The sequence below is a fragment of the Ramlibacter rhizophilus genome (genome assembly GCF_004681965.1).
Classification (GTDB): Bacteria; Pseudomonadota; Gammaproteobacteria; order Burkholderiales; family Burkholderiaceae_C; genus Ramlibacter; species Ramlibacter rhizophilus.
In genome coordinates this window covers 122,770-139,500 of the sequence record NZ_SMLL01000007.1, presented here as the reverse complement: position 1 = coordinate 139,500, position 16,731 = coordinate 122,770, and the positions used below count along the sequence as shown (strand labels likewise).

2 protein-coding genes are annotated in these 16,731 nt (G+C 72.2%); both read right to left on the bottom strand.

Going from position 1 to position 16,731, the window contains the following annotated elements; genetic code table 11:
- Positions 1-44: 44 nt before the first annotated feature.
- The gene (locus EZ242_RS17565) at positions 45-3,035 is read right to left on the bottom strand and encodes a hemagglutinin repeat-containing protein (protein WP_135286502.1); all 2,991 of its coding nucleotides are present in this window, start codon (positions 3,033-3,035) and stop codon (positions 45-47) included.
- Positions 3,036-3,306: 271 nt separating this feature from the next.
- A complete protein-coding gene (locus EZ242_RS17560) occupies positions 3,307-16,728 on the bottom strand; it encodes a two-partner secretion domain-containing protein (RefSeq protein WP_135286501.1) in 13,422 nt (4,473 codons plus the stop codon).
- Positions 16,729-16,731 lie beyond the last annotated feature (3 nt).

Sequence of the window (16,731 nt, the reverse complement as noted above, 5' to 3'; positions counted from 1 at the left end):
GACTCGTGCAGACCAATACGTCAGATTTCCTCTCGTCGCTCGAATCATGGCGTTGCTCCCGAAAGATTGCGTGTTGGCGCCAAAACCCGCGACGTATCGATCGCCTTAACGGCTCCTTTGGCATCTAAGACCTGGACGAGGGTGGAGCCGTCTGCCTTCGTGGTTACCACCCAAGTCTCGATGCGGTCCGCTTGAGCGGCTCGGTTTACCGCATGCGCCGTATCGTCGCCCACGGCCTTCCCTAAACGATTAGACCCTGTAATCCACTCTATCGATCCTTGCCTCCCATCCGCGGTACTCCCCAGCGCAGAACTCCCGGATCGCTTCGGGTCCCCCACAAACTTGTACTCGATCACCACGTAATCCACATCCGGGCGATTGACCTTGTAAAGGTCGTCGATACCAGTCTCCCCGACGCCCGGCACGCGCGCAATCTTCTGCCCATCGGGCACGATCTGCTTGACCGTGTTCGCCCCGAAGAGGTCGCCCATCGCTCCCTTCTGCGCATCGGTCAGTTGCTTCAGGTCCAGCAGCGGGTTGCCGCTCCTGTCATGCACACCACCGGACTTCAGCAGGCCTTCCAGCGCCTTCTGGTCCAAAGCGTCGTCAAGCTTCCTCGCGACCGCGACCGCTGTTGCGTCCGCCGCACTTGCCGCCATCTTGGCTGTGCCCGCCGTGCCCGTCACTGCGGCTGCGACACGGATGGCCAGCAGGGCACGCTGTGCGCCGGCCGTGTCGGAGCCGTAAAGCGCATCGACTTTCGACGCCAATGCCGGAGTCAGCGCGACAGCGGTGCCTTCGCCGATGGACGTCCCCGATTCCTTGAAGCCATCCACCACGCTGTGCGGCAAGGTCCTGACGGTCTCCCACACCGCATTCACGACCAGCCCAGGGTTGTCCCGCGCAGTGCGCGCGAGGTCGACAGCGCCGCGTGCCACGTCGATGCCCGAGTCCCGCAGTTCCTTGGCGAGGCCGGCGCTCAGGCTGCGGCTGATGCCGCTCTGCGCGAACTGCCGATAGAACGCCGGGTCGGCCGTGTCGGCGAACATCTCCGGGCGCAGGAGCTGCTGGCCGGTGGCGGTGAACAGGCGCTGCTGCGCGCCCAGGTCGTTCGTGAAGGTCTGCTCCGCGCCCGCGAGGAAGGCCTGTGCCTTCGCGTCGTCGCCGTCGGCAAGCTGCGCACGCCAGAGGAAGTCCACGTCCTTGAGGGCCTGCTGCGTCAATCGGCGCAAGGCCTCATCCTCGCTGATGCCCTCCTGCCTGGCGAAGTCCTTGGCTCTGTCTTTGAGCCAGCGTTCTTCGGCGGCATGCAACTGCCGGTTGTTGGCATCCACGTTCATTCCGGTCGCAGCCCCCGCCAGGGCTCCCCCGGTCGTGATGCCACCGATGCCCGCCGCAGCCACGCTGGCAACGCCGCTCGCCACCTCGCGGGCCAGTGCCGGCGTGAGGCCGGCGTCTGCGAGGGCGACAGAGACGCCGTTCTGCAATTGCTCCAGCGCCGGGGCCGCAGCGGCTGCGGCGCCACTGCCGACGGCGCCCGCCACATCGCCACCGAGCAGCCCGATGGCGCTGTGCAGGGCCACGCGAAAGTCCCCACCCTCCTCCCATCGACCCGCCTGCGCATTCAGCTCGGCCTGCCGCTGCGGGTCCACTTCGCCGCGCGCCCGGGTGCGCAGGTCGTCCCGCTGCCGGTCCGCATAAGTGCCCGCCGCCCTGAACAGTTGGGGCAGGGCGTGCTGCGTGATCGTCACCTGCGCGTCGATCTCGCGCTGCACCCTCTCGGCATCGAAGATCGGCGCGATACCAGTTTGCGCGTCACCCGTGCGGGCCGCCGTGTCGCCCGCCACGCCGGAGATACCCGCTCGCGTGACGCTCTGCGCGCTGCCGCTGTCGCTGCCGAAGCCCGCGCCGCGTGAGGTGGCCGTGGGCGTGCCTTGCGTGTCCACGCCCTTGCCGAGCGTGAGCGCCACGCCCCGGCCGCTGTAGCCGGCCTGGTTGTTCACGTCCTGCAGCTGGACACCCTCGCGGCTGGTGAAGGTGTTGGCGCCGGCCTGCACGGCCGCGTCCGTGCTGGTGATGGCGCCGCCGGTGAGCGAGGTCCGGCCTTCCACCTGCACGTCGAAGCCGCCGTCTCCCGCGCGGATGGCGCTTTGCTCGCCCACGCTGGCATAGGTGCTGTCGATGCGGGTGCGGCCGGCGCTCACGCTGGCGGAGCTGGAGCCCGCGCACAGCGGCGGCACGCACAGGCTTACGCCGACGCCGGCACTGGTCTGGCGGCTCTCGTAGGTGCTGGTGTCCTGCGGGCTTTCGATGGTGAGATGGCCGCCGATGCGCGCGCGCACGGTGTCCGCGTCGATGACCGCGCCGCGCAGCGTGGTGTCGCCGCCGCTTTGCACCACCAGCGCGTTGCCGGCGCTGACCTGGGTATGGGTGTGGACTTGTTCCTGCCCGTCGGCCTGGCCCTTGCTGCGGCTGGCACCGGCGTTGAAAGTGACGCCGCTCTGCGCGCCGGTGCTGAAGCCGACACCAATGCTGGTGGAACTGCCGCTGCTGCGGCTTTGCTGCGCGCGGGTGCTCTGCGCGGCGAGCAGGTCGATGCGGCCATCGGCTTGCAGCAGCGCATCTTCGCCCGCGCTGAGGCGGCTGCCGCGGACCCGGAGCGTGCTGTCCGCGCCGCCGCCGGTGGCGACCACGCTGAGGTTGCCGCCTGCGGCAACCGTGGAGCCTGCGGCCGTGTCGGCCTGCTCCTGCGTGCGGCTGGTCTGCTTGGAGCTGCCGAGGGTGAGGTTGATGCTGGCGTTGGCCTTGGCGGGGTTGGCCATGGCGGCGGCGGCCTCGTTGACCGTCAGTGCGGCCGAGGCCGCGGCCAGGGCCGGCATGCGCGCATCGTCCGTGTCGCCGGCGGCGCGCGCCAGGCGGCCAACGGTGCTGCCCGCATCGAGCACCGGGTGGCTGGCGCTGACACTCAGGCCTGCCTGGCAGGTGGTGTGCGTTAGCGTCGAAGAGGACGCCTCGCGTACTTCGGTAATGCGCATGTCGCTCAAGCTGTCGCGCGGGGTTCAGAAGAGCTGAGCTAATTGAGTGCGAGCCTTTTGAAAACCTGCATCTCCAATTCAGTCATTTGGGACGAACGCGCACAGATATACCTCCCGCCTACGAGATTGACAAACTGATAAATGTAGCAATCGTCGTACGGGCTGTACCCGCCACTTGTATAAACGACGATCTGCCCCTTACGAAATTGACAATTCCCAATAATTGCGTCACTTGATAATGAGTACAAGCCACCGACAGCGAGCGTAGCAGTCATTTCTCTTGCCCCCCCAACGGTTTGAACGCACTTCGGTTATTCGTGAAGAACTGCACCCCTCCCCCAGCTCCCCGAGCGGACTCAGGAAGAGTGAGGTCCAATGAGGTGTTTGCCGCCGTTGAACGAAGCACCTGTAACTCCTCAGTGACGACGTAAATGACCCTTTCACGGCCAGCGGAGCTAATACCAAGAGACTCCGCTGGCGTTCCAACAGGCGCGAAGTAGCCGCCGACCGGCCCGCCAGGAATTTGATATTGAACCACTTGGGCGCCCTTCGGCAAAGTAACGATCTCAACGGGCTTGGAGAAATCTATGCCTCGCGCATGGGATGCGATCCTTGAATCCTCCCATCCCAAGGACCGGTAGTAACCCACCGCCGTGGCTTCTCGTGCAGCTTGGACCGTCCGGTCAGAGCGGCTGTCCGAATGGAGGGGCTGATCGCCCGCGCTTGGGGCCGTGCTGAATACAAGACCCGCCTCAGACCCCACCTGCGTAGCCGGCAGCGCCGTCACGCTATCAACTGGCCGGTCCGTGACCTGGAACCCCGGATCAGCGGAGCTTCTCGACGGCTCGTCCTGTCGAGGGGACGTCGTAACCATCACAGGCGGTTGCGGCGGGGTCGGCGTGCTGGTGCCCCCGCCCGTGCCGGCAGGTCGGTCAGCCACGAATCCGGGCGGTCCCGCCTGCAGCTCCGCGCCCTCCGGATTCGCCAACCGATGGATCGCAGCCACTGCGGTGACTCCCAAGGCCGAGAGCCTGCCGACGCAGCTCGGGTTGGCCATACATGCGCGCGCCGCTGCTGTGCCGGCGACAATCAGGCCTTCGTAGAGCAGCGGCGCAAACACAAGGGCGTTGTTGCCCGTCTCGTTCAGGGCCGCCCCGCCCGCCTGGGCGCCGCCGAGCGCGGCACCCGCGCCCAAGGCCAGCACCTGCGCAGCGGCGTTGGCCGCTTCGATTGGCAGGCCGGCCTCTATCAGCCCCTGCTGCACTTCCGGCATCACGAGCGATGAGGTGGCTGCGCCCGCAGCACCCGCTAGGCCACCGGTTAAGGCGCCCACCACCGCGTGCCCGGCGGCGCGGCAGACACCATCCGCTCCCCAACAAGCCTGGCCGTCCGCATCCGCGCCTTCCAGGGCACCGATGTACTGGCGGGTCGCGAACTCGCCCCAGGCCTGCGCGGCTTGTGGGCCGGCCAGTTGCGTGATGGTGGTCTGCGCCTGCACCTCCCGCTCCACGCGCTGCGCATCGAAGATCGGCGCAATGCCGCTGGATGCATCGCCGGTGCGCAGGCTGGTGTCCCCCGCGCTGCCGGTGATGCCGGCACGGGTGATGCTGCTGACCTCGCCGCTGTCCCGGCCCCAGCCGGCGCTGGTGCCGTCGGCCGTGGGATTGCCTTGGGGATTGAAGCCGGTGCCGAGGTTGACGGCCGCGCCGATGGCGCTGTAGGTGGCACGGTTGTGGATGTCCTCAGCTTGGACTCTTTGGCGGCCGACGAAACGGTTCACGCCGGCCTGTACGGCTGCCTCGGTGCTGGTGACGGCTCCCCCCACCAGTCGGGTTTGGCCTTCCACCTCGATGTCGAAGCCGCCGTCGCCGGCACGGATGGCGCTTTGCTCGCCGACGCTGGCATAGCGGCTGTCGATGTGGCTGCGGCTCGCGCTGACGCTGCCGCCGCCGCCGCTCGGACCGACCACGAGCGACGCGCCCGCGCCGCGGCTTCGGCTCTGGTGGCTGCTGGTGTCCTGCAGGCTTTCGATGACGAGGTCGCCGCCGATGCGGCCGGTGACCTGCGCGGCGCCGATGCTGGCACCGCGCAGGGTGGTGCCGCCGCCGCTGTGCACGACCAGGCGTTCGCCGGCCTCCACCTGCGTCGGGGACCAGCGTTCGTCCTTGCCCTCGCCGTTGCCGCTTCCACGGCTGGCGCTGGCGCCAAGGCCGACGCCGCCGCCGCTGCGGGGATCGACCATGACGCCAATGCTGTTGCTGCGGCTGGTGTGGCGGCTGCGCTGTTCGGCGCGGTTGTGCTCGGCCTCCAGCGTGATCTGGTCGTCGGCCTCCAGCGTGACATCGCGGCCGGCCCGGACGATGCTGCCGCGGAGGGTGAGATCCGATTCGCCACCGCCACCGGTCGCGCTGATGCGGACGTCGCCGCCCGCGCGCAGCTCGGTCCCGGCGGCGCGTTCTTCGCTCTGGCTGGACTGGCTCTCACTACGGCTGCTGCCGAAGGTGATGCCGATGTTCACGCCGCCTGCCTCGGCAGGATTCTTCTGGACGGCGCCCGCAGCCTGCCGCGCGGTCATGGCTGCCGATGCTGCCGCCAAGGCCTGCATCAGCGGGTTGTCGGTGTTGCGCGCGGCACGCACCAGCTGCTCGCCGGCTCGCGCGGCATCGACCACGGGGTTGCGGACGCTCGCGCTGATGCCGCTTTGACGTTGTTGCTGCTGGACCTGCTGGCTGGCGGTCTCGCGCGCGGCGTCGATGAGGACGCGGCGCCCGTGGACGTCGATGTCACCGGCTGGCGTGAGGAGGTCCGCGCCGGTGATGTGCACGCCCTCGGACGCTTGGATGCGTACGCTGCCCTGCACGCTGCCGACCGTGCTGCGTGCGGCCGTTGTCGCCGTCGATTGCTGGCGAAGCGCCTCCTCGCGGCTGCCGTAGGAGAGACCCCCGAGCGCGCCCAGGCCGGTACGGCGCTCCTGTTCAAAGCGGGATGATGCTTCGGTGTTCGTGCCCGCGTCGATGCGGACGCGCTCACCGAGGATGGCGACATCGCCGGCTGCGGCAATGCCGGAGCCGTGAATCTCAACCACGCCACCGCGCAGCTGACTGTTGTCGCCCACCTGCCCCGCCTGCAGGTGCACGGTGTCGCCACTGACCACGCTGCCTTCGGCCGTGCGCGCCGTGGTGGCGCTGCTGCTCTGGCGGCTTCTGCTGGAGAAGGTGCTCTTGCGGCTTTCAGCGTGCTCGGCTTCGCGCGTGTGTTCGGTCTCGACCGTGCCCAGGGTGAGATTGCCGCCCGCGACCAGGGCCGCGCGGCCGGTGTCGCTGGTGAAGGTGGCGCCGCGTGCCTCAATGTCGCGGCGGGCGATTACGGTGAGGTCGCCGCCGGCGCTGAGTTCGCCGCCTGCGAGCGTCTCGTCGCGCTCGGCGATGCGGGTGTGGCCCCGGCGGTTCACCGCCTGCTGGTCGATGGAGGCGGCGTCGATGGCGGCCTGCACGTCCACGCGCTCGGCATCCACCGACAGCGCGCCTTCGGCCCGCACGCGGCTGCCCGTGAGGGCCATCGTGCCGCCCGCGACGAGGGCGGCGTCGGCACCGGCGGCAACCTCGCTGCCCCGGTGCGTGAGGCCCTCCTGCCGGTAGTGGCTGCTGCGGCCGCGGTGCTCGCCGCCCAGGGGCAGCTGCAGCTCGTAGCCGGTCTCGAGGGCGTCGATGCGCAGGTCGCGGCCGGCTTCCAGCAGGAGTCCGCCGCGGGCGCGGACGACGGCGCCCTGGAGCGTGAGGTCCTGCAGGGCCGAGACACTCAGCTGGTCGGCCGCGACCGTGGCGACGCGGTCCACCTCGGTGCGTCGCGCGGTGCTGGTGCCGTGGGGGCCCTCGGCCACGGCCTCGGTGGCCTGTACCGTGCTGCGCAGCACGATGTCGCGGGCGTTCAGGCGCGCCCAGCTGTCTTCGCCCAGGCCCTGCACCTGCCCGCCGGTGAGGTCCAGCGTGCCCTGCGCGCGCACGTCGATCCACTGGCCGGCGAGCATGCCGGACTGGTGGACGTTGGCGGCTTCCACACTCAGGCGGCCGTCGTTGGTATCGCCCTCACCGTAGGCGAAGACGGTGCCGCTGTTGCTGAAGTCGCCGGCGGTGCGCAGCGCGATATCGCGCGCGGCCAGGAGCGCGCCCTGCGGGCGCAGGTCGCCGTCCGTGGGCCGACGCAGGTACACCACCGGCACCAGCGCGTCGGCCGTGCGGCCATCGGGCAGCTGCACGCTGCGCGTTTCCAGCCAGACGATGTCCGTGGTGAGCGCGGCCATCTGCTCGGCGCTGAGCGCGACGCCGGGCGTGAGCTGGTGCGCACGGGCATGCAGGACACCAGCGTCGAGCAAGGCGCGGAACTGGTCCTGGCTGCTGCCGTAGTCGGAGAGGAAGCGGCGGCCCGTGAGCGCGAGGACCTGGTCGTCCACCAGGCGCTGCTCGGCGAAGCCGTCGCCGTAGAGGCGGCCGTGGAAGGACGCATCGAGGCGGAAGGCGCCCAGGTAGTCGGCGCTGGAGGCGTAGGTTTGGCCTTCGGTGAAGGCGGCGTCGGTCTGCACCAGCGGACCGCGGCCTGCCGGGTCGGTGCGGAACAGCTGGTTGGCGGGGGCGGTGATGGTGCCCCGGAAGGCGACGGTGGTGAAGCCGTCGAGCTTGGGCACGGCCGTCAGCTGCGGGGCGCGTGGGGTGGGGATCCCTTCGGCTTGGGGACGCGGCACGCTCGCGAGCGATTGCAGCGCGACGCGCGGCGCTTCCAGCGCGCGCCGCTGGTCGGTGCGCACCTCGGCGGCGATGGTGCTGCCGCGCAGCGCGGGGCGGACGGCGTCGCGGATGGTGACCGCCGTGGCCGGCGTGGTAACGCCGGGCGCGCTCGCGGGGGGTGGCTCGGCGGCGGGTGTGTCGCTCAGCACGAGCTGCGGCGCGGTCGGCAGCTCGCGTGCTGAGGGCGCCTCGGCCGGCAGGTCGATGCGGGCGGGCGCCTGCGCCGGTGGAGGCGCATCCGCGGACGGCAGGGTCGGTGTGGGCACCGAGGGCTGGGCCACAGTGCGAACGCTCAGCGCCAGGGGCTTGTGCTCGGGCACCTGCGCCGCGGCGGGGGTGGCTGTCACTGGCGCGGCCGGTCGGTCGAGCGCGGGCGGCGTGCCGGACTGGTAGCGAAGGACCGGCAGGTTGAAGGACTGGGTGACCGGCGCGCTGGCGATCGGCTGCGGTGGATCGACTTCGCGCCAGTGCCGTTCGAAGACGCCGCCACTGAACCGATGCCGGCTCAGCGCCATGCTGCCCTGTTCCGTGGTCTGCCGGGTGCCTTGGCTGGCGCGGTTGTCGATGGCGCCCGAGAGGCTGCCGCCCGCGACGATGACGCTGTCGGTGTTCGCGCCGCCAGCGAGGCGGATGTCTCCGCCGGCCAGCACCTGGCCGGGCGCGCTGGACGTGACCACCGTCTCGCTCACGGTGCGGCCGGTGATCGTGGTCTCGAACCAGTGGCTGACGCGGCGCTTCTTCAGGTCCGCGTTGAAGGCCAGGATGGCAGCGTCGAGAGGTCCGGGAATCGCGTCGAAGCTGGCGAAGACCGGGTGATCGATGGACCAGCAGACCTCCGGTGTCGAGTCCGTCTCGGGCGTGCACTGGCGGCTCAAGGGCAGGAAGTCCGAGCCGAACGTCTCGAAGGGATAAGTGTCGCTCGGAAGAATCCAGATGCCCGCGTCATCCCCTCGCCAGCGCAGCTGCTCCGGCGTGTAGCGTTGGGTGCTGCCAACCGGCGTGATGTAGAACGCAGAAGCCGCTTCCTGCCGCGTCTGCACGGTGGTGCTCAGTGCGGCGTTGCGGTTGTCCAGCGTGCCCCGGATTTCCAGGTGCCGCTCGGCGCTGAGCGTGCCGCCCGTGTTCAGGACCGGGCCGGTGACGAGCAGGTCGCCGCTGCTGTAGACGAGGGCGTTCGGCGCGTTGACGAGGGGGCCGTCGATGGTGACGCGGCCCGCGCGACTGGCGATGACACCGGCCGCACCGTTGCGGCGGTTCGCGTTCTGGGTGTTCGCAGCGCTGATCTGGACCTGGTCGCCGTAGATGCGCCCAACGTTCTGGACCGCGACCGCGCGCAGGTTCGTGACGCCGGCGCGGGCGGTGATGAGGCCCTCGTTGCCCAACAGGCCGTCGGCCTGGATGGTGGCCTGGCGTGCGCTGATCTCGGCGCTGCTGCGGTTGTTGAGGTTGCCAGCGAGCAGCAGCAGTGCATTGGCGGAGGAGACGATGCCCTCGTTGTCCAGCGTGCCGCCGATGCGAAGCGCCAGCGCCTGGCCTGCGGAGAGTGAGCCCTGGTGGAGCAGGTCGCCGGGCAGGTCCAGCGTCAGCAGGCCCTGCGAGGCGAGCACGCCGGAACCCGTGAGCTGCCCGAGCGTGAGGGCGAGGCTGGACTTGGCGTCAATGCGCCCGCCCGCATTGGCGAGCTGCGCGCCCTGCACGGCGGCGCTGTCCGCCGCGATGCGGCCGGCAACGTTGTCCAGCAGCGAGGGCACCCGCAGCACCAGGCTGCGGCCGGCGAAGACCATGCCCTCGGCATTGACGAGGGTGCTGGCGTCCACGGTCAGGTCGCGGCCGGCGAGCAGGCCACCTTGCGAGCCGCTGGCGAGCAGGCCTGCCTCCGAGCCGCTGGCGAGCACGCCTGCCTCCGCGCCGCTGGCGCGGGTGCCGCTGTTGTCCAGCGTGTCGGCGCGCAGGCGCAGGTCGCGGGCCGCGAAGACCGCGCTGCCCGGACCCCGGTTGTCGAGTCTTGCAGCGCTCAGCGCCAGGTCGGCGCCGCCGCTGACCGTGCCCCCGCGGTTGTCGAGGGTGGCGGCCACGTCCACCGTGCTGTCGGCCAGGCCGAGCAGCGTTCCCTGGCGGTTGTCCAGCGCGCCGGCGCTTCGCAGGGTCAGAGCACTCCCGGCGCCGATGTAGCCCCTGCGGTTGTCGATGGGTCCGGCGGCGATGTCGATGACGCCGCGACTGACGATGCCGCGGTCGGCGCCGCTGTCGGTGTTGGCCAGGCGGTGCCCCTGCGTGTCGATGCGCAGGCCGCCGCTGCCGGCCTCGATGACGCCAGCCGCGTTGTCGATCGCGCGGGTGGTGAGCCGTGCGGAATCCAGCCCGGAGACCACGCCGGCGGCGTTGTGCAGCTCGCCGATGAGGTCCAGGCGGCGCGCCCGCAGCAGGCCGGCGGCGTTGTCCAGCTGGCCGGCGCCGGCATCGACCCGGGCATCGCCGGCGGCATCGATGGTGCCGGCCCGGTTGTCGATGCCCTGCGCCTGCACGCTCAATGCGCCGGTGCGGGCGACCAGCTGGCCTTTGGCGTTGGCAAGCGCACCGTCCAGGCGCAGGTCCAGCGACGCGCCGGCAAGGATGGTGCCGGCCTCGTTGTCCAGCGTGGTGGCCGCGAGGTCCAGGTCCGTGCCGCTGCCGATGGCGCCTGCGCGATTGACGACGGCGCCGCCGCGCAGCGAGGCCGCACCACGCCGGGCCAGGAGCAGGCCGCCGCTGTTGTCCAGCACCCCGCCGCGGGCGTCCAGCGTGAGGTCTTCATCGGCGGCGATGCTGGCGCCGGCGGTGCGCAGGCCGGTGCCCTGCAGTCGCAGCGAGGTGGCGGCGAGGACGGCCTCGCGTGCATCGAGCGTGGCGCCGCCGGCGTCCAGCGTGAGCTGCTGGGTGGCCAGGGAACGGCCCCGCAGGTCCAGGCCTTGCGCCTGGACGGAGACCGCCCGGCCCGCCCCGATCTCGAGCCGCGGGCCGCGCAGGTCGAGCGCCGTGCCGGCTGCCAGCTGCAGGTCACGGCCGGCGAGCACGGAGGCGCCCTGCAGCTCGATGCCGCCCGGTGTGCGCGCGGACAGGTCTCGTGCGCCGGCAAGGGTGGCGCCGGCGAAGTCGAAACCGCGTGTGGCTTCCAGGCGCAGGTCGGTGCCGGCGGCCAGGGTGGCGCCGCTGCCGCGTACCTCGTTGCCGTCCAGCCTGAGTTCGTTTGCCGACACCAGCTCGGCGCCGGTGAGATCGGTCTGGCCACCGGTCAGCGCGAGCGCCTGCCCGGCCTGCCAGCGGCTGGCAGCGGCCTGCATCTCGCCACGACCGGCATCGACTTGCAGTTCATGGCCGGCCGCGAAGCGTGCGCCAGTAGCGCTCAATCGGTCCACTTTCGCCTGCAGCGCGCCGGCGGCGACGACACGAGCGCCCTGGAGGTGGGCCTCACCGACATGCAACTGCATGTCGCCCTCACTGGCGAAGTCGGCGCTCCGAGCTTCGAGGACGCGGGCGGCCTGCACCTGGAGATTCCCGCCGGCGAGCACGGCGCCACCGGTGCCGGCGAAGGTCTCCATCTGCAGCTTCACGTCGCCAGCGCGCGTGCCGACAAGCCCCTGGGCATTGCTCAGGCCTTGCGCCTGCACGCTGAGCCCCTCACCGGCCAGCAGGGTCCCGCCGTCGTTGCGCAGCTCCGCTTCGACATCCAGGGCGAGCGATTGCAGCGCCTCCAGGCGGCCGCCTGTGTTGTCCAGGTGGCCGCTGCGCGCCTGCACGCGGGCGGCACCCTGGGCCGCGAGGAGGCCGGCGCGGTTGTCGAGGGCCGATGCCTGCACGTCCAACTCGCCGCGCGAGACCACGCGGCCACCGGCATTGACCAGATCAACCTTGGTAGCGATGTGCAGGCCGGCGCCGCTTTCCAGGCTTCCGCCAATGTTGTCGATGGCGCCGCCCGCGTCGATGCGGACGGCACCACGCCCGGCCACGAGGCCTCGCTCGCGATTGAGCAGGTCCGTGGTGGACAGGCGCACGGTGCTGTTCGTGCTGAGGATGGCGCCGCCGCTGTTGTCGGTGGCGGCCGCTGGTGCGTCCAAGGCGGCGCGGCTGGCCGCGATGTCCATGGCGCCGTCCGCGACCACGACGCCGTGTCGGTTGTCCAGGCCCGCACTGCCGATGTGCGAAGCGCCTTGCGCGGACAGGATGCCGCCCGCGTTGTGCAGCGCGCCGGCGCCGGCGTCGATGCGCAGGTCGGCGCCCGTGGCGATGCGGGCGCGGGCGGTCGTGATGCCCTGCCCGCTCAGCGCCAGCGGACCTGTCGCGAGCAGCTCGCTGGCCGTGGCGTCCAGGGCGCCGCGGCCGGCCTCCAGCGACAGCGTTCTCGCGGAGAGCGTGGCCCCGCGCAGCGCCAGGCCGTCGGCGGCCTCGAGCCGGGCGGCGCCGCCGGCTTGCAGGGTGAGGCCGTCGGCGTCGATGGCGTCGGCCCGCAGGGCCAAGGCGTCCTGGGCGAGCAGGACCGCGTCCGCGGCGCGCAGGCGGCGCGCCTGCACGCTCGCCTGCGTTCCGGCGACGAGCTCGGCGCCGGAAAGGTCCGTGTCGGCCCCGCGCAGGTCCAGTGCGCCGCGTGCGGCGATTCGGGCCGCCTGCAGACGCGTGTCACCCGCGACGATGTGGACGTCGCCGCCGGTGCTCAGCACCTCGCTGCCCGCGCCGTCGAGCTCCCCGCCGGCCGTGTCGATGCGCACCGCGCCCCGGCTCGCCAGCCGGCCGCCCCGGGTGCGGACCGGGCCGCCCTCCAGCTGCAGCCCCGCGAGCGCGACGATGCTTCCGCGCGTGTTGTCCAGGCCTTGATGCGAAAGGTGCAGCGGCCCGGCCGCCTCGATGCTGCCCTCGATGTTGGACACCGCCGACAGCGGCCGCGAGCCGGCGTCGATGCTGAGCGCACCGGCGCTGTGGATGCGCCCGGCCTCGTTGTCCAAGGTGCCGCCGGTTCCGAGCCGTAAGGCCAGCGCGCTGCCCGCCGCGAGCAGGCCACCGCGGTTGACCACCGAGCCGGCCTGCACGGTGGCCTGTTGGCCGGCGACGAGTTCGCCGCCCTCGTGGCGCAGTGCCTCGGCGGCTTGCAGGCGGATGGATCCGGCGGCCTGGGTGTCGGTGTGGGACAGGTCCATGCCGGCGCGCGCGCCGAGCTGCAGGTCGCCTGCGGCATACAGGGCGCTGCGACGTGTGTCGCCTTGTGGGGGCGCGGTGCGCAGCTCGCGTGCGTCGATGCGCAGGTTGCCTTGCGTGCTCTGCGCCCACAGGCCTGCGGCCTCGACGTCGCCGCCCGCGCGGACGCTCAGATCGCCAGCCGCGTCCACGGTTGCGTTCCTCGCCTGTAGCTGGGCGGCAGCCTCGACTGCCATGGCGCCATCGGCGGTGAGCTGCGCGGCGGTGAGGTCGATGCCGGCGCGTCGGGCCTGTAGGTGCAACGGTCCGCCCGTGCTCAGGCTGGAATCGGCGGCGGCGATGCTGGCGCCTTCCAGCGCCAGCCCGTCGTTGCTGGCCAGGCGCGCCCGTTCCACGGACAGGCCCCCGGCAGCCTGGGCGCTCAGCGGGCCGGCGGCGCGGACCGTGGCCTCCTGCAGGTGCACGGCGCCGTTGCGACTGGCCAGGTCCACGCTGCCGGCGGAGGCGATCCGCGCATTGCCGGCGTCCAGCTCGGCCGCCTCCAGCGCCACGCCGCCTGCGCTCGAGGCCGACAGCACCGTGCCGGCGCGAAGGTCCATCCGTCCCGATGCGCGCGCCTGCGCCGGTCCGCCCGCCTCGATCACGGCCCCGCGCGCGTGGATGTCGCCGCCGCCGAGGTCCACGGCCTGGTTTGCGGCGATGCGCGCCTGGTCGAGGACCAGGGCCTGCGCACCCGTGAGCGCCAGGGGCTGCAGCGCGCTGAACTCGGCCCGCTCGCCCTGCAGGACCTCGGCCCGGGCCGTGAGCGCGGCGCCCGCGCGCAGGCGGCCGTCCCGCGTGTCCAGGCGGCCGGCGGACAGGCGCAGGTCGCCCGTGGCGATCACCGTTCCGCCTTCGTTGTCGAAGGCGGCGCCGGCCGTGTCCAGGTCCAGGTCGCCGCGCACGGCCATTTCGCCGCCGCGGTTGTCCACGGCGAAGCCACGCCAGGCCGCGGCCTGCCCGCTGGCGACCGTACCGCCCCGGTTGGACAGCTGCTGCGCCTGCATGCGCAGAGGACCGGCCGCGTGCAGCACGCCCTGGTCGTTGACGAGGGCCTGCGCAAGCTCGAAGTCCACCGAGGCGTCGGAGGCCAGGATGCCCTCGCGGTTGTCGACGCTGAGCGCCTTCACCTGCAGTCCGGCGCCCGCTGCGCCCAGCGCCAAGGTCTTGCCGCCCCGATGGCTCAGCGCACCGCGGCCTGCATCGAGCTGGACAGCGGCGGCCTCGACCGTGGCGCCATCCGCGCGCAGGCCCTGGCCGCGCAGCGTCAGGCCGCCCGCGGCCGCGAGCGTGGCGCCAGTCGCATCCACCTCAGCGCTCGCCGACTGCACGTCCAGCGCGCCGTCCGCGAGCCAGGTGCTGGCCTGGGCGGCCACTGCACCCTGCACGCGCGCCCGCGCATTGCCCTCGCTCACCACCAGCGCCTGGGCGGCGGTGAGCCGGCCAGCATCCAGCCCCAGGTGGCGGCCGCTGGCGAGGGTGGCGCGGGTCAAATCCACCTCACCGGCGGCGACGGACACGTCCCCGCCCGCGACGAGCACCGCCTCACGGGCGCTCAGCGCGGCCGCGCCGAGGTCCAGCGTGAGGTCGCCCGCCGCTTCCAGCCGGCCCTGCTCGCCGCGCAGGCCCCCGTGCCCGGCCTTCAGCCGCAGCGAAGCGCCGCTGACCAGCGTGCCCTGGCGGTTGTCGATCTCGTCGGCAACGACTGCCACGGCCTCGCGGCTTTCGATGCGGCCGCCGGTGTTGGTGAGCCGGTGCAGGGGCGAGAGGTCCAGCGCGTTCGCGGCCAGGGTGCCGGCGCCGTTGTCCAGGAAGGCGCCGCGCGCGTCGAGCACGATGCCGCCGTTCGCGCGCAATTGGCCGCTGGTGTTGTCGATGCCGCGCGCACGCACGCTCAGGGCGTCGGCCGCATCGCCGCTGGACAGCCAGCGGCCCCCCTCGTTGCGCAGCGCGCCCTCGCCTGCGTCCACCGCGATGCGGGTGGCCTGCACCGTGGCGTCCCGGCTGTCGATCCCCTGGGCGTTCACGCGGACCACTTCGGCCGCCCTGAGCTCGCTGCCTTCAATGGACGCGGAGTCGTGGGCGCGCAGCTCGATGCGATTCGCGTCGATGGCCGAGTGGACGAGGGCGATGCGATCCGCCGCCACATCGACCGCGTGGCTGGCCTGCAAGACGCTGTCCTTCGCGGCGACGCTCTGCGCTTCGATTGCGAGCCTGTCCCCCGCCAGCACCGTGCCGCGGACGATGGACAGGTCGGCAGCCGCCAGGCTCAGGGCGGCGCCGGACTGCAGCGTGCTGTCCACCAGGCCCAACGCCGCCCGGGGCTGGACCGAAACCTCCCGGCGGGCGGTGAGGGCTGCGCGCTCCAGCTGCGCCTGGTCAGCGTCGATGCGCAGCGAGCCGTCTGCGAAGAGCTGCTGGTCGCGCAGATGTAGCGGGGACGCCGCCACGCGCAGGTCGCCGCCCGCCAGGATGCGGCCGTCCCGGCCCGGGGCGCCGGCGAGCCAGGGCGTGGACAGGAGCAGCTCGCCCGGGGTGTGGATCACACCCGTGTTCTCCAGCGCCGCGGCATGCGCCAGCCCGAGGGGTGTGTCGGCCGAGGTCTGCACGAGCGTGCCCTCGTTGCGCAGGTGCGGCGTGGCCAGCGTGAGCCGCGCTGCCTGCACCGTGCCGGCGTTCCCGATGCGCAGGGGTGAGCTCGCGCGCAGTTCGCCGCCGGCCAGGGCGCGGCTTTCCAAGGCGATGGCGCCCTGCGAAGACAGGTGCAGGTCGCCCCGGGCCTCGGCATCGCTCAGCGTGAGCTGGCCGTCGGCGCTGATGTGGAGATCGCCTGCCCGGGTCGCCAGCCGGCCCGTGCTGTTGACGCCCAGGCCCTTGTCGGTGGCGATCAGCCAGGCCTGGTTGGCACGCATCGCGCCCAGGTCCTTGATGTCGATGGCGAAGCGCTGGCCAGTGCCCTCGGCGGCAAGGGGCGTGGCCGCGAGGGTGTCGTAGCGCACCTGGTTGGCGCCGACGAGCGCGCGCAACTCGGGCGTCGAGAGCTCGCCCGCCACCACCAGCCCGCGCGCCAGCAGGTCCAGCTGCCGCAGCTCATCGGCCCAGAGGCCGCCGGGCCCGATGGACAGCAGGCCCTGCCGCACGTCCAGCCCGAGCAGCGAGCCGGCCTCGCCCCAGACCGGCAGCCCGGTGCTGAGCGTGGCGCGCCCCACGTTGAGGAAGCCGCAGCCGTCGCAGGCGATGCCGGCCGGGTTGGCGATCACCAGGTCCGCGCGCTGGCCCGCGATCTCCAGCGGGCCGCGCAACTGGCTGGCGCCGCCGCCGATCACCTCGCCAAGGACGATGCGCGCGGGGCTGCGCCCGAGCTGCGGGTTGCCGGCGACCTCGCCGCCCAGCATGGAGGGCACGCGAGCCGCGCTGTTGTTGAAGATGGCGCCCGCCGTGCCGACGTCGAATTGCCCGAAGCGGTTGCGGCTGACCCCCGCCGCGCTCGGCGGCGCGATCAGCACCACGGGCGTGCCGTTGCGTGCAGCGTCCAGCAGCGGCCGCTGTCCGGCGACGGCGCCGGGCGCAGCGGTGATCTGCGCGTAGGCTGGCGCGGCCGACAGCAGCGTCTGCAGGCAGACGGCGGCCAGGGTGAGCGCGGCGCCCCAGCGGCGGGCCCGCGTGGGGGTCTGCACGGGCGCGGGGAAGACGGGTGGAGAGCGCATCGG